Origin of the sequence: Kitasatospora sp. NPDC059646, assembly GCF_042734615.1 — a bacterium.
GTDB lineage: Bacteria > Actinomycetota > Actinomycetes > Streptomycetales > Streptomycetaceae > Kitasatospora.
The window spans coordinates 1-20,384 of record NZ_JBHWDS010000008.1; the positions used below are offsets into that span (position 1 = coordinate 1).

Sequence of the window (20,384 nt, forward strand, 5' to 3'; positions counted from 1 at the left end):
GGCCGGGACGGGCCCGTCCTGGCCGCGCGGGCCTGCCGGCCTCGCCCTCGCCGGCCGAGCCCGTGGTTACGCCTCGGTAGGGTTGGCGGGTGGACAACCCTGGAGGCGGCGTGCGGAAGTACCGGGCGATGGTGGCGGTGGGCGACTCGTTCACCGAGGGCATGTGCGACGACGTGCTGCCCGGCGGCGAGTACCGCGGCTGGGCGGACCGCGTCGCGGAGGCGCTCGCCGCGGAGCAGGACGGGTTCCGGTACGCGAACCTCGCCGTCCGGGGCAAGCTGATCGGCCAGATCCGCGACGAGCAGGTCGACCTGGCCGCGGCGACCGACGCCGACCTGGTGACGCTGGCCGGCGGGCTGAACGACGTGCTGCGCCCCGGCTGCGACGTCGCCGAGGTGGAGCGGCGGCTCGGCGAGTGCGCCGCCGCGCTGGTCGCCGAGGGCCGCACCGTCGTGCTGTTCACCTCCACCGACCCGACCCGGCGGATGGCCGGCAGCGCCCGGCTGCTGCCCGCGATCCTGCGGATGAAGGCCTTCGTCGAGCGGACGGTGCGGGAGAACCCCGGCCGGGCGGTGCTGGTCGACCTGTTCTCGGCGCCCGCGTTCGACGACCGCCGCCTGTGGGCCGAGGACCGGCTCCACCTGTCGCCGGAGGGCCACCGCCGGGTCGCGCTGGCCGTGCTGGAGGCGCTCGGCCGCCCGTCCGAGGAGGACTGGCGGGCGCCGCTCGCCGAACCCGACACCCGGACCCGCGGCCGCAGGCTCCGCGACGACGCCCGCTGGCTGCGCACCCACGTCGGCCCGTGGATCGGCCGGCGGCTGCGCGGCCGCTCCTCCGGCGACGGGCGCCCCGCGAAGCGCCCCGAGCTGCTGCCGTACCAGGCCTGACGCGGCGTCAGGACGGTCCGGTGGGGCGGATGGTGAGGCCGACCGTGCCGTCCCGGCCGCGGCGCAGCCGGCTGCCGAGCAGGGTGAGCCGGCCGATCAGCCGGTACTTGCGGGCGATCAGCCGCCGGTAGCGCTCGGTGGTGGCCGGGTCGGCGACCACCGCGGTCGCCGGGACGGCCTCGCCGGTCGGGTTGCCGCGCACGTCGCACGGCCCGACCAGGACGTCGGCGCGCCGCCGGATCCGCTTCACCTTCCACGAGTCGGCGACGGTCCACACCCCGAGGGCGTCGCCGTCGCGGACCACCCACACCGGCGTCGGCACGGCGCTGCCGTCCTTGCGGTAACTGGTGATCAGCAGGTAACTGCCGGCGGCGAGCCGGTCCAGCGCGGTGTCGGCCATGGCGGCGAGTGTACGGCCGACGGCCGGTCAGGCGGAGCGGACCGGGTCGGCGTCCGGCTGCGGCCCGGCCGCCGCCGCCGCGGCCCGGCGGTCCGCGGCGGACGGCACGGTGGCCCGCCACAGCCGGCCCGCGGACCACAGGCCCGCGCCCAGCAGCAGCGCGTTGCGGGCCACGATCAGCGCGGTCGGCCGCCAGCCGCCGGCCTGCGCCGCGTCGAAGAACAGCGGGTAGTCGACGGTGGTCAGCCCCGCCACCGGGATCAGCAGCAGCGCCACCGGCCGCTGGCTGGTGCCGCGGACGGTGAGGGACACCGCGGCCAGGCCGATCAGCCAGACCAGGTACTGCGGGGAGATCACCCGGCTGGTCACGGTGAACAGCAGCACCGCGCTGAGCGCCGCGTCGTACGGGGTGGCGGCGGTCCAGCGGCGGGCCCGCAGCCGCCACAGCAGCAGCCAGGCGAACGCGACCGCGGTCATCAGCAGGGACAGCTGCGAGGCCCGGTGGACGTACGGGCCGAGGAACTCGATCGAGCCGTAGCGCTGCTCGACCCGGCCCGGCCAGCCGAACAGCCGGGCCAGTTGGAAGCCCGAGCCGGCCAGCGACTCGATCTCCACGCCGCGGGCGCGCTGCGCCGGCAGGAAGTCCAGGACGTGGTCGAACGCGGCGGCCAGCACCAGCAGCAGGGCGAGCGCGGCGGCGGCGCCGGAGGTCCAGACCTGCCGGGTGGTGCGGCCGCGCGGGGTGCCGAGCACGGTCAGCGCCGGCCACACCTTGAGCAGGGCGCCGATCCCCGCCAGCGCCCCGGCCGTGCGGGGCCGGGCGGCGGTCAGCAGGAGCGAGGCCACCGCCAGCGCGGTGACCGCCACGTCGTAGCGGGCGTACGGCAGTCCGAGCAGCAGCGGCAGGGCGAGGGCCCACAGCCAGGCCCCCGAGGTGGACCGCCCGGGCCGGCCCGCCGAGGCCCGCAGCAGCGCGAACTGGGCCAGCGCGTCGGCGAGCACCATCAGCCCGACGAACGCCTGAAGGTACGTCAGGAACGGCACCGCGGTGGGCGCGAGCATCGGCAGCGCCGCTCCCGGCGGGTACTGCCAGCCGACGTCGTCCACCGGGAAGCTGCCGGTGCGCAGCACCTCGGCCCAGCCGTGGTACAGCCGGTGCACCTCGATGGCGGGTTCGGTCTTGCCGGAGCGGACCAGACCGACCATCAGCATCCGGCTGGAGAGCCAGTACGCGGCCAGCGCGAGGACCTCGCGGGGCCAGGTCACGGGGCGGGTCCAGCGGATCGGCCGGTCGGGGGCCTGCACCACCGTGTCCTCCAGTGCGTCGGGCGATCATCGGATCCATCTCATATCAGACAAATCGGGTGGGCCCGGCCCGGCACCGGCGCGTGTCCCCGCACGTCCCCGGAACGCGCCACGCACCCCTCGGCCACCCGGCCCGCCGGATTCCGTCGGCCGGACCTGCCAGAATGCACGGGCGACTCCACGCGCAACCGTCAGAAAGGGTGACCGGCATCGTGACCATGCCCGTCGAACGCAAGATCGCCGAGGAACTGGGCGTCCGCGAGAACCAGGTGCAGGCCGCCGTCGGCCTGCTCGACGGCGGAGCGACCGTCCCCTTCATCGCGCGCTACCGCAAGGAAGCCACCGGCGCCCTCGACGACACCCAGCTGCGCACCCTGGAGGAGCGGCTGCGCTACCTGCGCGAGCTGGAGGAGCGCCGCACCGCCGTGCTGGAGTCCATCGACTCCCAGGGCAAGCTGGACGACACGCTGCGCGCGCAGATCCTCGCCGCCGACTCCAAGGCCCGGCTGGAGGACATCTACCTCCCGTACAAGCCCAAGCGGCGCACCAAGGCCCAGATCGCCCGCGAGGCCGGCCTCGAACCGCTGGCCGACACGCTGCTCGCCGACCCCTCGCAGGACCCGGCCGCGCTCGCCGCCGGCTACACCAACGAGCAGGTCGCCGACGCCGCCGCCGCACTGGAGGGCGCCCGCGCCATCCTGGTCGAGCGCTTCGGCGAGGACGCCGACCTGGTCGGCTCGCTGCGCGAGCGGATGTGGACCCGCGGCCGGCTGGTCGCCAAGGTCCGCGACGGCAAGGAGCAGGACGGCGCCAAGTTCGCCGACTACTTCGACTTCGCCGAGCCCTACACCAAGCTGCCCTCGCACCGGATCCTGGCGATGCTGCGCGGCGAGAAGGAAGAGGTCCTCGACCTCGAACTCTCCCCGTACGACGGCGCCGAGGAGGCCGACCTGCCCGGCGCGAGCGACTACGAGCAGCGGATCGCCGCCCGCTTCGGCATCGCCGACCGCGGCCGCCCCGCCGACAAGTGGCTCACCGACACCGTCCGCTGGGCCTGGCGCACCCGGATCCTGGTCCGGCTCGGCATCGACCTGCGCACCCGGCTGCGCGCCGAGGCCGAGGACGAGGCGGTGCGGGTCTTCGCCGCCAACCTGCGCGACCTGCTGCTCGCCGCTCCCGCCGGCACCCGCGCCACCATGGGCCTCGACCCGGGCTTCCGCACCGGCGTCAAGGTCGCCGTGGTCGACGCCACCGGCAAGGTCGTCGCGCACGAGACGATCTACCCGCACCAGCCCGCCAACAAGTGGGACGCCGCGCTCGCCACGCTGGCCCGGCTGGCCGCCGAGCACCGGGTCGACCTGGTCGCGATCGGCAACGGCACCGCGTCCCGGGAGACCGACCGGCTCGCCGCCGACCTGATCAAGCGGCACCCCGAGCTCGGGCTCACCAAGGTGATGGTCAGTGAGGCCGGCGCGTCCGTGTACTCCGCGTCCGCGTTCGCCGCCCAGGAACTGCCCGGCCTGGACGTCTCCATCCGGGGCGCGGTCTCCATCGCCCGCCGCCTGCAGGACCCGCTGGCCGAACTCGTCAAGATCGACCCCAAGTCGATCGGCGTCGGCCAGTACCAGCACGACCTGAGCGAACTCAAGCTCTCCCGCTCGCTGGACGCCGTGGTCGAGGACTGCGTCAACGCCGTCGGCGTCGACGTCAACACCGCCTCCGCGCCGCTGCTCACCCGGGTCTCCGGCATCACCGGCACGCTCGCGGACAACATCGTCGCCCACCGCGACGCGAACGGTCCGTTCCGGACCCGGCGCGCGCTGAAGGACGTCGCGCGGCTCGGCCCGAAGGCGTTCGAGCAGTGCGCGGGCTTCCTGCGCATCCCCGGCGGCGACGACCCGCTCGACGCCTCCGCCGTCCATCCCGAGGCGTACCCGGTGGTCCGGCGCATCCTCGCCGCGACCGGCGGCGAACTCGGCGCCCTGATCGGCAACGGCGCGGTGCTGCGCTCGCTGCGGCCCGCCGACTTCGCCGACGACACCTTCGGCGTGCCGACCGTCACCGACATCCTCGGCGAGCTCGACAAGCCCGGCCGCGACCCGCGGCCCGCCTTCCGGACCGCCACCTTCAAGGACGGCGTCGAGAAGATCTCCGACCTGGAAGTCGGCATGGTCCTGGAGGGCGTGGTCACCAACGTCGCCGCGTTCGGCGCCTTCGTCGACATCGGCGTGCACCAGGACGGCCTGGTGCACGTCTCCGCGCTGTCCAGGAACTTCGTCAAGGATCCGCGCGAGGTGGTCAAGCCCGGCGACATCGTCCGCGCCAAGGTCACCGCCGTCGACGTCCAGCGCAAGCGCATCGGTCTCACCCTGCGCCTCGACGACGAGACCCGGCCCGCCGCCGGGCCCCGCGAGGGCGGCGGCCGCCGCGACAGCCGCCCCCCGCGCCAGGACCGCCGCCAGGCCGACCGCACCCCGCCCGCCCCCGCCAACTCCGCCATGGCCGACGCCCTCCGCCGCGCCGGCCTGGGCAAGTAGCAGCCCCGCCCACGACGGCCGGTCCCGCCGCGGACCGGCCGTCCGCCGTCAGCCGCCGCTGCGGGACTCCGCGGCCAGCGCGACGAGTTCGGGCCACCACGGGTCGCGGTGGCGGGACAGCAGGGACTGCGCCTCCTCGGGCGTGGTGAGGCGGACTTCGAGGACCTGCTCGCCGTCCGCCGGGTTGGTGGGGAGCGAGTCGACCAGGACCTCCGCCCAGCCCCAGAGCCACGCCTTGACCGGGTGCGGCTGCCACGGGCGGTACGGGGAGGGGCCGTCGGACACCGCGAGGTGGTGGCCGATCCAGGTCGGGGGGCCGATCAGGCGGGCGCCCGCCTCCTCGCGCAACTCCCGGGCCAGGCAGGACTCGATGCTCTCGGCGGCCTCGCGGGTGCCGCCGGGCAGGAACCAGTGGCCGCGCACGTCGCGGCAGAGGACCACCCGGCCCTCGGTGAACCCCACCAGGTGGATGTTGGTGACCAGTTCGTCCGGCGGCAGCTCGGTGGTGAACTGGGCGTCGATGCCGCCCCACTCCCAGCGCTGGGGCGCGTGGAGGGCCGGGAACCTGGCCGCGACCGCGGCTCTGTCGTCTGCTCTGCGCGTCGTGTCCGTCATCGATCGATCGTAGTCCGGGCCGGGCGGAACCGAACCCGGACGGTCAACAAATCGGACGGAACGTCACCCTCCGGTGGCCGCACGGCAATTCGCCGCACCGGGAGGTCACCTCCCGGTGGCCTCCCGGCCGCCCCAGGGGATTCCCCGTCGGACGGCCGCGGGCGCCGGCCGGGGGGGAATCCCCGTCCGACGCCCGGCTGCTGTCGGCCCGTCAGGCGCGGACCAGGTTCTTGCCGGCGTCGCGGGCGGCGTCCAGGGCCTGGGTGTGGTACTCGGCGGCCAGGCCGCGCAGGCCCTCCATCGCCGGGTTGACGGCGGCGAGGGTCAGTTCGCGGCGGACGACGGTGAGGTCGGCGCCCCAGACGTCGCGCAGGATGCGCTCCAGGTACGGGGTGGAGTGGTCCCAGCCCTCGCGCGGGGTGCCGGGGGCGAAGCCGCCGCCGAGCGAGGTGGCCAGGACGACCGGCTTGTCCTTGAGCAGCTGGTCGGACGGGCCGGCGCCGGCGATCACCACGTCGACCCAGGTCTTGAAGTGCTGGGAGACGCCCCAGTTGTACAGCGGCACGGCGATGATCGCGGCGTCCGCGGTGCGCAGCTCCTCGGCGAGCTCGGCGCCGAGCGCGACGGCGGCGCGCTGCTCGTCGGTGCGCTGGTCCTCGGGGGTGAAGGCGGCCAGCGTGGCGGGGGCCCAGACGTCGCCGGGCAGCGGGTCGGTGCCCAGGTGGCGGCGGGTGACGGTGCCCTCGGGGTGGGCGGCGGTCCACTCGGCGTGGGCGGCGTCGGCCAGCTCGGAGCTGGTCGAGGTGGCGGGCAGGATGCTGGCGTCCAGGCGGAACAGGTGCATGACAGTTCTCCTCGGATTCCGGCCGCCCGCCGGGGGAGCGGCGGACGCGAACGGGACGGGACGGGCGGGTGGGGCGGTCTCGGGCGGGCCGCCTGCGGGGCCGAACCGGACTTTACCCCGCTTCGACGAACCGGACTTTACCCCGTTTTTCTCGGAAGGTAAATTGGCAGCCATGGACGTCCCCTTCGGCAAGCCCCCGGTCGAGCGCGCGGACGCGGCCCGCAACCGCGAGGCCCTGCTCTGCACGGCCCGCGCGATGATCGCCGAACTGGGCACCGAGAAAGTCACCATGGACGGGCTCGCCGAACGCGCCGGCCTGGGGAAGGGGACCGTCTTCCGCCGCTTCGGCACCCGGGCCGGCATCTTCCGCGCCCTGCTCGACGCCGAGGAGCAGTGCTTCCAGGAGCAGGTGATGTCCGGCCCGCCGCCGCTCGGCCCCGGCGCCGACCCGGTCGACCGGCTGATCGCCTACGGCCGCGAACGGACCCGCTTCCTGCTGGCCCGGCACGACCTCGCCCGCGCCGCGATCGAACGCAAGGGCGCCGTCCCGTCCGGCGGGCCGGTGTTCACCCAGCCGCACCTGCGGATGCTGCTCGGCCGGGCCGACCTCGGCCTGCGCGACCTGGACACCCTCGCCTTCCAGCTCACCAGCGCCCTCGAAGGCCCCCCGCTGCTCTTCCTGGCGATGGACCCGCCCACCCCCGAGCAGGCCGTCGGCCGCTGCGGGAACGGCGACCTCGGCACGCTGCTCGCCGACAGCTGGCAGGCACTGGTCGAACGGCTCGCCGGACGCTGAACCGGCCGGGAACGCGAACGGGGACGGCCGTCGGCCGTCCCCGTCGGTCGCAGCCGGGACCTCGTCAGGCCCCGGTCACCCAGATCATCTTGCGGCCGGTCTCCGCCGGGGCGGTCGGCGTCGCCGCGTCGATCCGGTCCAGCGTGTAGCCGAGCTTGCGCGGCACCGCGGCGCTCGCGGCGTTCGACTCGTCGCAGTGGATCTCCGCCCGGGTGATGCCCGGCAGGGCGAGCGCCGCCTCGGTGAGGGCGCGGGCGGCGGCGGTGGCCAGGCCGCGGCCGGTGTGCTCGCGGTGCACCCAGTAGCCGATCTCCAGGGCGCCCGGGCCGATCCGGCCGTGCAGGCCGAACCCGCCGATCACCAGGGCCGGTTCGGCGTCCAGCCCGAGCAGGTACATGAAGTCGGTGCCCTCGTCCCAGACCTGCTCGCCGCGCACCGACAGTTGCTCGCTCTCCGGCAGCGTCGGCGCCTGGGCGGCCCACGGCATCCACGGACGCAGGTGGTCGAGGTTGGCGAGCACCGCGGCGTTCAGCCCGGCCGCGTCCGCCACGCGGCGGCGGCGCAGGTGCGCGCCGCCGCCGAGCGGCAGCAGCTCGGGCGGCCGGCCCGCGGTCAGCGGGCGCACGGTGTTGTCAGGAGCGTCGGTGGAGTGACTCATGATCCGGAGTATGGGCCATCCGCGACCGCGCCCACCAGCGGATATTCCGTACTCTCACGGCACGTTCACCGCCCGGGCCGGGGCGGGGCCGCGCACGCCGGAGCGCCGCCCCGTCCGCGCCCGCGCCCGGTGGCGCTCAGAGCCGCACCATCACCTCGTCCAGCGCCTTGCGCTCCAGGTCCGGCACCCGGGCGTCGTCCGCCGGGTACCCCACCGGGATCACGTACGCGGCGCGCTCCTCCTGCGGGCGGTCGCAGATCTCGTTCAGGAAGCGCATCGGGCTCGGCGTGTGCGTCAGGGTGGCCAGGCCCGCCTGGTGCAGCGACGCCAGCAGCAGCCCGACGGCGATCCCGACGCTCTCCTTCGTGTAGTACGGGCGCGGCGAGTTCGGGCCCTTGTGCACCTCGAACACGACGATCACCGCGGGCGCGTCCTCCAGGAACGGCTTGCGCCAGTCGGTGCCGATCGGCGCCAGCGCCGCCAGCCACTCGTCGGACGCCCGGTGCGCGTAGAACTCGCGCTCCTCCGCCTCGGCGGCCTCCCGCAGCCGCCGCTTGCGCTCCGGGTCGGTCACCACCACGAACCGCCACGGCTGCACGTGCGCCCCGCTCGGCGCGGTCGCCGCCGTGCGGATCGCCCACTCCAGCACGCCCTCGGGCAGCGGACGGGTCGAGTAGTCGCGGACGGTGCGGCGCTGCGCCATCACCTCGTGGAAGTCCCGGCAGCGCTCCGCGGCCACCTGGGCGGGCACGCTCATCGGGCGGAGCGGCACCGTCGCGAAGGACGGCGCCTCGGTGGTGGATGCACTGTCAACCATGGGCGACAGCACAGCACACGGCGCACGCCGAGTGGAAGACCCGGCCTTGCCAGGACTTGCCGATCAGGCCTCGGCGACCCTGCCGTCCGCGACCACCAGCCGCCGGTTCACCTGCACGGTGTCCAGCATCCGCCGGTCGTGGGTGACCAGCAGCAGCGTCCCGGTGTAGGACGCCAGCGCCGACTCCAGCTGCTCGATCGCGGGCAGGTCCAGGTGGTTCGTCGGCTCGTCCAGCACCAGCAGGTTCACCCCGCGGGCCTGCAGCAGCGCCAGCGCCGCCCTGGTCCGCTCGCCGGGCGACAGCGTCGCGGCCGGCCGCAGCACGTGCACCGCCTTCAGGCCGAACTTGGCCAGCAGGGTGCGGACGTCCTCCGGGTTCAGGTCCGGCACGGCGGCGGAGAACGCGTCCAGCAGCGCACGCTCCGCGTCGCCGCCGAACAGGTGGCCGCGGGCCTGCTCCACCTCGCCGATCCGCACGCCCGAACCGAGTGCCGCACTGCCCGAGTCCAGCTCCAGCCGGCCCAGCAGCGCCGCCAGCAGCGTCGACTTGCCGGCGCCGTTCGCGCCGGTGATCGCCACCCGGTCCGCCCAGTCGATCTGCAGGTCCACCGGCCCGAACGCGAACCCGCCGCGCTTCACGGCGGCCTGACGGAGCGTCGCCACCACCGAGCCGGAGCGCGGCGCGGCGGCGATCTCCATCCGCAGCTCCCACTCCTTGCGGGGCTCCTCCACCACGTCCAGCCGCTCGATCATCCGCTGCGTCTGGCGGGCCTTCGCGGCCTGCTTCTCGGTCGACTCGGCGCGCTGCGCGCGGGCCTTCTTGTCGTTGTCGCCGCCCTTGCGGCGGGCGTTGCGCACGCCGTGCTCCAGCCAGTTGCGCTGCATCTGGGCGCGCGCCTCCAGCCCGGCCCTGGTGTCCGCGTACTCCTCGTACTGCTCGCGGGCGTGCCGGCGGGAGATCGCCCGCTCCTCCAGGTACGACTCGTAGCCGCCGCCGTACAGGTTCACCTGGTTCTGGTGCAGGTCCAGTTCGAGCACCCTGGTCACCGTCCGGGCCAGGAACTCGCGGTCGTGGCTGATCAGCACGGTGCCCGCGCGCAGGCCCTTGACGAACGCCTCCAGGCGTTCCAGGCCGTCCAGGTCCAGGTCGTTGGTGGGCTCGTCCAGCAGGAACACGTCGTAGCGCGACAGCAGCAGCGAGGCCAGGCCCGCGCGGGCCGCCTGGCCGCCGGACAGCGCCGTCATCGGCAGGTCCAGCGACACCTTCAGGCCCAGCTGGTCGGCGACCTCCTCGGCCCGCTCCTCCAGGTCCGCGCCGCCCAGGTCCAGCCAGCGGTCCAGGCTCGCCGCGTACGCGTCGTCCGCGCCCGGTCGGCCCTCCACCAGGCCCTCGGTGGCCTCGTCCAGCGCGGCCTGCGCCGCCGCGACGCCGGTCCGCCGGGCCAGGAAGTCGCGCACCGACTCGCCCTCCCGGCGCTCCGGCTCCTGCGGCAGGTGGCCGACGTTCGCCGTCGGCGGGCTCAGCCTGAGGCTGCCGCCCTCCGGCGCGTCCAGCCCGGCCAGCAGCCGCAGCAGGGTGGACTTCCCCGCGCCGTTCACCCCGACCAGCCCGATCACGTCCCCGGGGGCGACGACCAGGTCCAGCCCGGAGAACAGCGTGCGCTCACCGTGGCCGGCGGCGAGGTCCTTGACGACGAGAGTGGCAGTCATGATGGGTCGATTTTAGACGGCGGGCCGGGCGCTCCCCGCCGGGCCGTTCGACCCGGGCCCGCCGGTGGCCGCGCGCCGCGCTCACCGGGGCCGGCCGCCGGTGGCCGCCGCGGCTCCGGACCTGCGTCCCCCCGCCGAGCGCACCGGCCGCTTCCGCGTCGGCGGCGACCGGCCCGTCCTGGACGCCGGGCGCGCCCCGTGGCGTCGGACCGCGCGACCGGCCGCGCCGCCCGGGACGGGACTTAATTCCGTTGCACGGGTGCGGCGGTGTTCCCTACGCTCGGAGGCGTCACATTTCCGCATGTCTGGAGAACGCCGTTGTTTGTCTGAGGTCATGAGACACCGCGCTGCGCCACACCCGTGTCGATTCCGGGTACTTCGGCGTGCGGGCGCGAGTGCGACCTCGGCAGGGCAGCGACCAGCGGCTCCCGTGCGGGTTCCCTTCCGGCCCCGTGACGGCCCTTCTCGTACCCGCGTCCCCGGTGTCTCCCCGTGTTGTCCCCTTCCCACGGCAACCAACGGAGGCCCTCCATGGCGCAACCCACCACCTCGATCCTCTGCACCGACCTCGGCTTCGAATGGCCCGACGGCCGTTCCGTGCTGAGCGGTTTCCACCTCGCGGTCGGCCCCGGCCGCACCGGACTGGTCGGCCTGAACGGCGCCGGCAAGTCCACCCTGCTGCGGCTGATCGCCGGCGAACTCACCCCGACCGCCGGCACCGTCCGGATCTCCGGCGAACTCGCCTACCTGCCGCAGGACCTGACGGTCGCCGCGGGCCGGCGGGTGGACGAGACGCTCGGCATCCGCGCCCAGCGCGAAGCCCTGCACGCCATCGAGTCCGGAGACGTCGACGAACGGCACTTCACCACCGTCGGCGACGACTGGGACGTCGAGGAGCGCGCCCGCGCCACCCTCGACCGGCTCGGCCTGACCGGCCTGGAGCTCGACCGCACCACCGGCGAACTCTCCGGCGGCCAGGCCGTCCTGCTGCACCTCGCCGCCCTGCTGCTGCGCCGCCCCGACGTCCTGCTGCTCGACGAGCCCACCAACAACCTGGACGCCCAGGCCCGGGCCCGGCTGTACGACGCGGTGTCCGGCTTCCCCGGCGTGCTGCTGCTGGTCAGCCACGACCGGGAGCTGCTGGAGCGGGTCGACCAGATCGCCGACCTGCGGGACGGCGAAGTCACCTGGTACGGCGGCAACTTCAGCGCCTACCAGGAGACCCTGGCGGCCGAGCAGGAGACCGCCGAGCGGACGGTCCGCAACGCCGAGGCCGACGTGAAGCGGCAGAAGCGCAACCTGGTGGAGGCGACCCAGCGGCTCGCCAAGTCCGCCGCCTACGGCAAGGCCCGCTCGGTGCGGCGCAACGACCCGAAGGCGCTGGCCGACAAGCTGCAGGCCAAGGGCGAGGAGACGGCCGGCCGCCTGCGCGGCATGCACACCGAACGCCTCAACGAGGCCAAGGAGCGCCTCGCCGCCGCCGAGGAGGCGGTGCGGGACGACGCGGAGATCCGCATCGACCTGCCCCGCACGGCCGTCCCCGCGGGCCGCACCGTGCTGATGCTGGAGAAGGTCCGCCTGGCCCACGGCGGCGCGGTCGACCTGGAGCTGCGCGGCCCCGAGCGGGTCGCGCTGATCGGCCGCAACGGCTCCGGCAAGACCACGCTGCTGCGCACCGTCGCGGGCGAACTCGCCCCGGCCGAGGGCATGATCACCACACCGGTGCCGATGCGGTACCTGCCGCAGCGCCTCGACGTGCTGGACGACGGGGCCACCGTCTTCCGGAACGTCAAGGCGTTCGCCCCGGCCGCCACCGACAACGACGTGCGGGCCCGGCTCGCCCGGTTCCTGTTCCGCGGGGCCCGGGCCGACCAGCCCGCCGGCACGCTGTCCGGCGGCGAGCGCTTCCGGGCCACGCTGGCGGCCCTGCTGCTGGCCGACCCGCCGCCGCAGCTGCTGCTGCTCGACGAGCCGACCAACAACCTGGACCTGGCCAGCGTCCGCCAGCTCACCCAGGCCCTCGCGGGCTACCGGGGCTCGCTGATCGTCGCCAGCCACGACTACCCGTTCCTGCGGGAGATCGGCATCACCCGCTGGCTGGAGTGGGACGCGGGTGAGCTCCGCCCGGTGGATCCGCGCTGACCGGCCGGCCGGCGGGGCGTCAGGCCCTGGTCACCGTCACGTCGTCGCACCAGCCGTAGCCGCTGCCGCTGCGCGCGTAGCAGTAGATGCGCGCGGTGGTGGCGGTCGGCCCGGTGGTGAAGACGGCCGAGCCCTGGCTCCAGCCGGTCGCGGTGAACGCCGCCCGGTTGCTGGAGCCGGCCGTGTCGTACTCCTTGACGCCCAGCGACAGTTCGGTGCCGGCCGCCGACACCCGGCCCCAACCGGTCAGCCGGTAGGCGGTGTTGGGCTGCAGGGAGACCACCTGCTCGGCGGCGGCCTGGGCCGGCCCGACCCGGACGGCGGCGCTGCCGCTGTGCGGGTTCGCGGTGTCCAGTTGCACACCGCCGTAGTACGTCCACGGGGCGAGCGCCCCGGCCTCGAAGCCGCCGTTGCGGACGGGGTCGGGCGTGCTGCAGCCCGCGTCGTCGAAGGCACTGGCCTGCTGGAAGCCGATGTCGGGGCGGCACACCTGCGGCACCGGGGCGCCGAAGTAGTCCCGTCCGCCGTTGGCCGGGACGACGGCGCCCGCGCCCCGGGCCGGGGAGGCCGCGCCCAGCCGGTAGTCGGCCGGGTCGGCGCCGCCCGGGGCGGCGAGCTGCGGGTCGGCGGTGAACTTGCGGGCGTCGGCCGGCTCGTTCGCCGGGTGGGCGCCGTAGAAGGCGTTGGCGTCCCAGCTGAAGTCGCCGGGCTTGTAGACGCTGCCGCCGAAGCCGGTGTAGCCGCCGCTGCCCAGGTTGTAGAACAGGTTGCCGCTCATCGCGGTGGTCGAGGTGCCCGAGCCCTGCTGGACGATCGCGGTGGTCGAACCGGCCGGCAGGTACACGGTGTTGTTGTACATCCGGGCGTTCTTCTCACCGACCGCGAACAGCCAGCGGCTCTGGTCGGCCCGGCTCAGGTTGTTCCGCACCACCGTCCCGGTGGAGGAGGAGCCCGCCCCGCACGCACCGCAGAACAGCATGAAGCCGCCCTGGTTGTCGTGGCTGTAGTTGTACTGGAACAGCGCCCCGTTGTTGCCGTAGTCCGAGTCGAAGGCCATGCCGTCGTTGTTGTCGGACAGCCGGCGCACGTGGTGCACCTCGTTGTACTGGACCGTCGTCCAGTCCGAATTGATGGTCCAGATCCCGGCGTTCGAGCCCATCGGGCGCATCGCCAGGTCGAAGGCGGTGTTGTGCTCGACCAGCGCGTGGTCGGCGGCCCGCACCACGATGCCGTCGCCGCCGGTGTCCTGGATCGTGTTGCCGCGGAACACCAGCCGGGTGGTGGCCCGCCAGTTGTTCGTCGTGCCGCAGCCGTCGCCGGTGCCGTAGCTCGGCCGGCACATCCAGGTCGAACGGTTCGTCAGGCCCTCGCGGTCGACGTGCGCGATCTGCGAGTTCTGCACCACCACGTCGTCGAAGTTGGTCGGGACGGCGGTGCCGGAGACCCGGAACTGGATGCCGTTGGACCACTTGGTGGCGTCGCCGTTCACGTCGTGCACGTACACGTCGTCCACCAGGTAGTGGGTGCCGACGCCGCTCGGCAGGTCGGCGATCTCCACCAGCAGGCCGTTGCGCTCCCGCTTGGCGGCGGCGGTGTCCCGGAAGGTGATCTCCAGGTCGCGGATCTCCCACTGCTCCACGTTGTAGAGGTGGACGGCGGCGTTCTGGCTGCTCGCCGGGTCGCCGGCGACCACCGGGCGGGCGGTGCCGGTACCGTAGCCCGCCAGGACGATCGGCGCGCCGGCCGTGCCGGAGCCCTGCGGCTGCAGGGTGCCGGTGCAGGTCGTGCCGCGCTTGAGCAGCAACTGGTCACCGGGCCGGAAGAGGTGCGCGTTGGCGGAGGCGAGGCTGTTCCAGGGGCTGTCCTGGCTGCCCGAGCCGTCGGCCGCGGCCGAGCAGTCCAGGTACCAGGCGGTGCCGGCGGCGGTGGCGGCGCTCGCCGCGGTCGCCGGAAGCGCGGGGGTCAGGAGGGTGGCGGCGGCCAGTGCCAGTGGCAGGGCACGCCGAAGGGGACGGTGCAGGAGCATCGTGCGGACTCCCGAGAATGGAGGGTGGGATGGGGCGCCCGATTCGGCACCGTAGGTTCGCCATGTGATCGAGTCAATAACTTCAGACCTTTCGATCGAATGGCGATCGAATGATAAAAAGTGATCGGCAGGGGTGTCGTCCGTCGACCCCGCTGCCACCGCGGCCCGACCGGGCCCGCGGCCCTAACCAGGAGGGGACGCCATGACCGTCACGGCAGACGAACGCCGGGCGCGGATCCTGCAGGCCGTGCGCGACCTCGGCACCGTCCGGGTGGTCGACCTGGCCACCCGCCTCGGCATCCCCGCGGTCACCGTCCGCCGGGACGTCGCCGCCCTCGCCGACGCCGGCGAACTCGCCCGCTCGCACGGCTCCGTCGCCCTCCCCGACAGCGGCCCGAACGCCCGACCCGGCCGCCACGACCGGGTCATCGGCATGCTGGTGCCCACCGTCGGCGGCTACTTCGACGAGGTGATCGCCGGAGCCCGCGCCGCCGCCGCCACCGCCGGGGCCCGCCTGGTCCTCGGCATCGCCGCCTACGAGGCCCGCGACGACCGCGCCCAGGTCGACCGCCTGCTCGAATCCGGCGTCGACGGCCTGCTGCTCACCCCCAACTGGCAGCCCGGAGACCCGCCGCACCACCCCGGCGACCAGCACTGGCTGGCCGAACTCCCCGTCCCCGCCGTCCTGGTGGAGCGCAAGGCCGACCCCGGCAGCCGGGCCGCCGAACTCGACGCCGTCGGCTCCGACCACCGCCACGGCGTCCTGCTCGCGCTGCGCCACCTCGCCGGACTCGGCCACCGCAGCGTCCTGCTCGCCGCCCGCGCCGACACCTGGACGGCCCACCAGGTCCGCACCGGCTACGCCGAGGCCGCGCCCCTGCTCGGCCTCGAACCCCGCCCCGTGATCGACATGCACCGCCCCGGCGCGCCGCTCACCGGCTCCGACCCCGACTGGGTCGCCCAGCAGATCGCCGACGCCACCGCCGACGGCGTCCGCGCCGTCCTGGTCCACAACGACCAGGACGCCATCCAGCTCCCGCCGCTGCTGCGCACCCGCGGCCTGCGCGTCCCCGAGGACGTCGCCCTGATCTCCTACGACGACGTCTTCGCCGCCCTCGCCGCGCCCCCGCTCACCGCCGTCGCCCCGCCCAAGAAGGCCGTCGGCGCCACTGCCCTGGAGATCCTGCTGCGCCGCCTCGACGGCGGCGCCGCCCTGCCCGCGCTGCACGTGGAACTCCTCCCCGCCCTGAAGGTCCGCACCTCCTGCGGCGGCGACGGCCCGGCCTGACGCCTCCCCTGGGCGGCCCGGCCTGTCCGTGCGAGCTGTTTGAATGCCCCGCATGACTGTCGAACAGGTCGCCGCCGGGCTGCCCGGGATCGCCGAACTCCGCGCCCACTGCCGGGCGCTGGCCGTCCTGGACGCGATCCTGCTGCCCGACCGGCCGGACCGGTACTTCTCCTACGACTCCCGGTGGAACGCGGCCGCGGGCGAGCAGCTGGCCTCGATGCGGGACGGCAGCGGCGACGAGTACGCGATCGTCTTCACCCCGGCCGGGGTGCTCGTGCGCGGCTTCGCCCACGAGGCGGAGATGAGCCCGTACGGCCACGAGGACCGCCAGGTGTGGCCCGGCGTGCTGGACGAGGTGCCCGCGGTCTTCGCCGGGCAGCTCGCCGAACCGGCGTTCGGCGACGAGGACGACGTCCCCGCGGTGACGGTCTGCCTGTGGCGCCGGAACGCCGACACCGCCTGGCGGCACGGCAGCATCGACTTCCCGGCCGGCCCCGACCCGGACGGCGCGGACGGCCTGTTCGCCCTGCTGACGGACCGTCGGCCGGAGGCGTACCACGCGCACGCGGAGGAGTACCTGGAGGCCGAGGTCGACCTGGCCGCCGTCCGCGCCGTCCTCGCCGGCGAGCCGCTGACGGACGAGCTGGTGGCCGCCCTCAACCCCGGACTCGGCCCGGCCGACCTGGCGGAGGACCTGGCGGAGATCGGCTAGCCGATCGCGAGGCCCGTGCCCGGGGCGGCGTACTCGACCGGGCCGGCGTACCGGGTCGCGGCGCGGGCGACGGCCTGCCGGGGCGTCAGCGAGCGGCCGACGTGGGTGACGATCAGCCGCCGCGCCCCGGCGGCCGTCGCCGTGGCGCCCGCGTCCTCGGGGGTGTGGTGGACCCGGGGGCCGTCGGCCGGCGGCCGGGAGCTCTCCGCCTCGCAGAGCAACGCGGTGCAGTCCGCGGCGAGTTCGGTGAGGCCCGGGCAGGGGGCGGTGTCGCCCGAGTACACCAGCGCGGCGCCGCCGGTCGCCACCCGGAGCGCGAACGCCGGGATGCCGTGGGAGACCGCCCGAGCGGTCAGTTCGAGGGTGCCGACGGTCGCCCGGTGTCCGTCCGTCAACTCGGTGACGGCGAAGGCGGATTCGACGGGGCTGCGGGTGCCGGAGTTGGTGAGGAACCCGGCCAGCCGGTCCGCGGTGCCGGGCGGGCCGAACAGCGGGATCGGGGCGGCCGGGCGGAGGTCCGCGTACAGCAGGCCGTAGTACGCGGTGAGCAGGTCCGCGCTGTGGTCGGCGTGCAGGTGCGAGATCCAGATCGCGTCGAGCCGGTCCAGCCGGACGTGCCGCTGCAGGGGCCCGAGCGTCCCGGTGCCGGCGTCCACCCAGATCCGGGTGCCGCCGCCCGCCACCAGGTAGCCGGAGCACGGGTTGTCGACGCTCGGGTACGGCGTGGCGCTGCCCAGGACGGTGAGGTGGAGCGGAGCGTTGGTCACCCCGGGATCCTAGGGCCTGTCCTCAACCCGCGCCGCAGCCTGCGGCGACCCGACGGCCGGTCAATTCCTGTGCGGCAGAAGCGGGTTCACCTGGTTCGTTTGTTCGGATCGACGGTATGCGGAAGGCTCTCCGGGTCAGTGGCCGCCTCCGGCCGTTCCCGACCGCAACCGGAAGACCGATGATCGAAGCCTCCCTCTCCGCCGCTCCCGCCCTGTTCCCGACCTTCGCCGCGCTCGGCCTGATCCTCGGCGGGACGGCCTTGTGGCTGGCCCGGCGCAGGGACCGGCCGGTGCTCGTCGCGGTGCTGTTCGCCCTGTCGGTGGCGGGGGAGGTCGCGGCGACCCTGACGCCGACCAGCTCCGGCTCGTGGGGGAAGCCGACCTGTTCGATCGGCTCCGGCGTGTGGGACACCGCCACCACGCAGCAGGGCCTGATGAACCTCGCCATGTACGTGCCGGTGGCCTTCTTCGGGGTGCTCGCGCTGCGGCGGCCGCTGACCGTCCTGGCCGGCGGCGTGGTGCTCTCCGGGGTGACCGAGATCTGCCAGACCCTGCTGGGCACCGGGCGCTCCTGCGACGGCGCGGACCTGGTCGACAACGCTCTCGGCGCGGCCGTCGGCACGGCCGCCGCGGTCCTGTGGCAGCTGATCCGCCGTCACCGGCCGCTGTCGGGCCGCCGGGACGCCCTGCACTCCCTCGCCACGGCCGGCACCGGCTTCGCGGCCGTCTCGGCCGCGGTCCTGCTGTTCGTGCCGCTGCACCACGACCCGGCGGGCTTCGGCGCGGGCCCCGGGACCGGCAGCGCCGAGGTGCCGCAGCGCATCGCCGTCCAACTCTTCGGGCCCGGAACCCTGCTGGAGGTCACCCGGGAGACCGTCGACCCCGAGGACCCGTCCCGGCCGGTCCTCGACGCCGGAACCGACCGCGGCCGGTTCCGGATCGAGTGGCCCGGCGGGCGCCTCCTCGGCAGCACCGCGGCCGACGCCCCGGCGGGAGCGCAGACGCTGACGCCGGATCAGCTCCTCAAGGTGGGAGCGGACTTCGCCGCGACCTGGTTCCCCGAGGTCACGGCCGGTGCGAGCCCGACCCTGACCCCCGTGGACGGCGGCCACCTGGTCAGCTACCGCCGCTACAACGCCGACCACGTCCTGATGCCGATGCGCCTGGACGTCACCGTCTCCGCCGCCGGCCGGGTCACGGCCTCCGCCGCCGGCCGGGACGCCGACCCCGAACTGCCGCACCCCACCGTCACCGCGGAGGCGGCGACGCAGCAGGCCGTCGCCGCCCTGCCCGGTTCCCGCGCGGGCGGAACGACCCTGCTGGCGAAGCGGATCGACGGCCGGTGGCGGCCGTGCTGGTCGGTCGAGCTGGTCCGGCCGGGCGAGGCGAAGGCTTCGGGCGCCGTCGCGTTCGTCGACGCCGTCACCGGCCTGATCGTGGCGCAGCGGGGCTGAAGCCGCCGGCCCGGACGGTCCACGACGGCCGCCCGGGCCGTCAGCCCCGGTTCGGCCACTCCTCGCGGAGCATCCCGAACAGCACGCTGTCGTAGCGCTTCCCGTCGAGCAGTACGGCCTTGCGGCGGCGGCCCTCCTCGCGGAAGCCCAGCCGGGAGAACGCGCGCACGGCACGCTCGTTGCCGCTCCAGGTGTCCAGCTCCAGGCGCAGCAGGCCGTACGCGCCGAACAGGTGGTCTACCAGCAGCCGCATCGCCTCGCTGCCGTGGCCGCGCCCCCAGAACTCCCGCTCGCCGATGGTCACTCCCAGCGTGGCCACGCCCGCGTACGGGTCGAGGTCGCGGTAGTCGACCATGCCGATGGCGTTCCCGCCCGCCAGGTCCTCGACCGTGAACACGGCCGACTCCCGCGGGTTCAGGCGCAGCATGGTGTCGAACCCGAGAGCGACCGCCTCCGCCGTGACCGGGCCGAAGCCGGGGTCTCCGGCGGTGGCCCAGCGCACCACCTCCGGGTCGTTGCGCCACCGGAGATGGTGCTGCGCGTCCTCGGAGCGCAGCGCACGCAGCCTTACCAGCTTTCCTTCGAACATCCCGTCAGCCTATGCAGGTAGGACCGGCCGTCGGCCAGCAGGGGTGCGAAGGGGGCGGCGGCGGGATGCCAGGGGGCTTCGTACTCCCAGGAGACCCAGGTGTCCGGGGGCAGCCGGTCCAGGCAGGCGGGGAGGGGGAGGACGCCCGCACCGAGCGGGAGCGGGGTGAGGTCGTCGGCGGAGGCGACGTCCTTGACCTGGACGTAGCCGAGGCGGGGGGCGAGCAGGCGGTGGGAGTCGGCCGGGGCCTCGCCGGCCAGCCAGGTGTGCAGGACGTCCCAGAGCGCGCCGACGGCCGGGTGGCGGGCGCCGGCGAGCAGCGCCGCGAGGGCGGCCCCGGAGCGGTGCGAGTCGTGCGTCTCGACCAGCACGGCGACGCCCAGGTCGGCCGCGGTGTCGGCGAGTTCGAGCAGCCGCCGGGCGGCGGTCCGGGCGCCCTCGGACGGGTCGGCGCCGCCGCGCGGGAAGACCCGGACGTACGGGGCGCCGAGGTCGGCGGCGAGGTGGAGGTGCGCGAGCAGTTCGGCGCGGACGGGGGCGTCCGGGCCGGGCTCGGCGATGCCGACGTACGAGGCGACGGTCAGCGGGGTGACGGCCGCGGACGCGAACTGCCGTGCGGCGGCGCGGCGTCGGGTGGAGCTCAGGCCGGTGTGGACGGGTTCGCCGGGGGCGGCGCGGAGTTCGAGGCCCTGCCAGCCGTGTGCGGTGGCGAGGGCGAGGACGGCGTCCAGGGAGTGCCCGGGCAGGCCGAGGGTGGAGAAGGCGAGCGGCATGGAGGTCCTCGGGGTGGGGCGGTCCCGGCGCCCGCCGGGAGGAGCGCCGGGACCGGCTGGTGAG

18 protein-coding genes are annotated in these 20,384 nt (G+C 74.9%); 7 read left to right on the plus strand and 11 right to left on the minus strand.

What is annotated here, in order from left to right; all coding sequences use genetic code 11:
- The first annotated feature begins 128 nt into the window (after positions 1-128).
- Entirely contained in the window at positions 129-887 is a 759-nt protein-coding gene (locus ACFV1L_RS07385; RefSeq protein WP_380364005.1) for an SGNH/GDSL hydrolase family protein, read from the plus strand.
- 7 nt (positions 888-894) lie between these two features.
- Here ACFV1L_RS07385 and ACFV1L_RS07390 read toward each other — a convergent pair whose 3' ends face one another.
- Both ACFV1L_RS07390 and ACFV1L_RS07395 read right to left on the minus strand, forming a co-directional pair.
- On the minus strand, positions 895-1,287 hold the full coding sequence (locus ACFV1L_RS07390; protein WP_380363748.1) for a PPOX class F420-dependent oxidoreductase: 393 nt from the start codon (positions 1,285-1,287) through the stop codon (positions 895-897).
- 27 nt (positions 1,288-1,314) lie between these two features.
- Positions 1,315-2,595: a glycosyltransferase 87 family protein gene (locus ACFV1L_RS07395; RefSeq protein WP_380363750.1), complete on the minus strand. Its 1,281-nt coding sequence runs from the start codon at positions 2,593-2,595 to the stop codon at positions 1,315-1,317.
- A 215-nt stretch (positions 2,596-2,810) separates the two neighbouring features.
- On the opposite strand from ACFV1L_RS07395, the gene ACFV1L_RS07400 reads away from it, so the two are divergent.
- On the plus strand, positions 2,811-5,129 hold the full coding sequence (locus tag ACFV1L_RS07400; RefSeq protein WP_380364006.1) for a Tex family protein: 2,319 nt from the start codon (positions 2,811-2,813) through the stop codon (positions 5,127-5,129).
- 48 nt (positions 5,130-5,177) lie between these two features.
- On the opposite strand, the gene ACFV1L_RS07405 is transcribed toward ACFV1L_RS07400, so the two are convergent.
- Together ACFV1L_RS07405 and ACFV1L_RS07410 are read right to left on the minus strand one after the other, a co-directional pair.
- On the minus strand, positions 5,178-5,744 hold the full coding sequence (locus ACFV1L_RS07405) for an NUDIX domain-containing protein (RefSeq protein WP_380363752.1): 567 nt from the start codon (positions 5,742-5,744) through the stop codon (positions 5,178-5,180).
- 211 nt (positions 5,745-5,955) lie between these two features.
- On the minus strand, positions 5,956-6,588 hold the full coding sequence (locus ACFV1L_RS07410) for an FMN-dependent NADH-azoreductase (RefSeq protein WP_380363753.1): 633 nt from the start codon (positions 6,586-6,588) through the stop codon (positions 5,956-5,958).
- A 172-nt stretch (positions 6,589-6,760) separates the two neighbouring features.
- On the opposite strand from ACFV1L_RS07410, the gene ACFV1L_RS07415 reads away from it, so the two are divergent.
- Positions 6,761-7,384: a TetR/AcrR family transcriptional regulator gene (locus ACFV1L_RS07415; RefSeq protein WP_380363754.1), complete on the plus strand. Its 624-nt coding sequence runs from the start codon at positions 6,761-6,763 to the stop codon at positions 7,382-7,384.
- A 64-nt stretch (positions 7,385-7,448) separates the two neighbouring features.
- Here ACFV1L_RS07415 and ACFV1L_RS07420 read toward each other — a convergent pair whose 3' ends face one another.
- From ACFV1L_RS07420 to ACFV1L_RS07430, 3 genes are all read right to left on the minus strand, one after another.
- Positions 7,449-8,042, minus strand: a complete 594-nt coding sequence (locus tag ACFV1L_RS07420; RefSeq protein ID WP_380363756.1) for a GNAT family N-acetyltransferase — start codon at positions 8,040-8,042, stop codon at positions 7,449-7,451.
- Positions 8,043-8,178: 136 nt separating this feature from the next.
- Positions 8,179-8,859, minus strand: coding sequence for a nitroreductase family protein (locus ACFV1L_RS07425; protein WP_380363757.1), 681 nt, complete (start codon positions 8,857-8,859; stop codon positions 8,179-8,181).
- A gap of 63 nt (positions 8,860-8,922) precedes the next feature.
- On the minus strand, positions 8,923-10,569 hold the full coding sequence (locus ACFV1L_RS07430; protein ID WP_380363758.1) for an ABC-F family ATP-binding cassette domain-containing protein: 1,647 nt from the start codon (positions 10,567-10,569) through the stop codon (positions 8,923-8,925).
- Between the two features lie 531 nt (positions 10,570-11,100).
- Here ACFV1L_RS07430 and ACFV1L_RS07435 point away from each other — a divergent pair.
- A complete protein-coding gene (locus ACFV1L_RS07435; protein ID WP_380363760.1) occupies positions 11,101-12,711 on the plus strand; it encodes an ABC-F family ATP-binding cassette domain-containing protein in 1,611 nt (536 codons plus the stop codon).
- Positions 12,712-12,730: 19 nt separating this feature from the next.
- Here the strand turns inward: ACFV1L_RS07435 and ACFV1L_RS07440 are convergent, their stop codons facing one another.
- Positions 12,731-14,737, minus strand: a complete 2,007-nt coding sequence (locus ACFV1L_RS07440) for a carbohydrate binding domain-containing protein (RefSeq protein ID WP_380363761.1) — start codon at positions 14,735-14,737, stop codon at positions 12,731-12,733.
- Positions 14,738-14,939: 202 nt separating this feature from the next.
- Between ACFV1L_RS07440 and ACFV1L_RS07445 the strand changes: the two genes are divergently transcribed.
- Positions 14,940-16,025, plus strand: a complete 1,086-nt coding sequence (locus tag ACFV1L_RS07445; RefSeq protein WP_380363763.1) for a substrate-binding domain-containing protein — start codon at positions 14,940-14,942, stop codon at positions 16,023-16,025.
- A 52-nt stretch (positions 16,026-16,077) separates the two neighbouring features.
- The gene (locus ACFV1L_RS07450) at positions 16,078-16,737 is read left to right on the plus strand and encodes a hypothetical protein (RefSeq protein ID WP_380363765.1); all 660 of its coding nucleotides are present in this window, start codon (positions 16,078-16,080) and stop codon (positions 16,735-16,737) included.
- Here ACFV1L_RS07450 and ACFV1L_RS07455 read toward each other — a convergent pair.
- A complete protein-coding gene (locus tag ACFV1L_RS07455; protein WP_380363767.1) occupies positions 16,734-17,504 on the minus strand; it encodes an MBL fold metallo-hydrolase in 771 nt (256 codons plus the stop codon). The two genes, ACFV1L_RS07450 and ACFV1L_RS07455, sit on opposite strands and share 4 nt — an antisense overlap.
- A 179-nt stretch (positions 17,505-17,683) precedes the next feature.
- Between ACFV1L_RS07455 and ACFV1L_RS07460 the strand changes: the two genes are divergently transcribed.
- Entirely contained in the window at positions 17,684-18,958 is a 1,275-nt protein-coding gene (locus tag ACFV1L_RS07460) for a VanZ family protein (protein WP_380363769.1), read from the plus strand.
- Positions 18,959-18,998: 40 nt separating this feature from the next.
- Here the strand turns inward: ACFV1L_RS07460 and ACFV1L_RS07465 are convergent, their stop codons facing one another.
- Positions 18,999-19,547 carry a GNAT family N-acetyltransferase gene (locus ACFV1L_RS07465; RefSeq protein ID WP_380363771.1) on the minus strand — a complete coding sequence of 183 codons (549 nt, stop codon included), beginning with the start codon at positions 19,545-19,547 and terminating at the stop codon, positions 18,999-19,001.
- The gene (locus ACFV1L_RS07470) at positions 19,526-20,320 is read right to left on the minus strand and encodes a sugar phosphate isomerase/epimerase family protein (RefSeq protein WP_380363773.1); all 795 of its coding nucleotides are present in this window, start codon (positions 20,318-20,320) and stop codon (positions 19,526-19,528) included. Before ACFV1L_RS07470 ends, ACFV1L_RS07465 begins: the two co-directional genes overlap by 22 nt.
- Positions 20,321-20,384 lie beyond the last annotated feature (64 nt).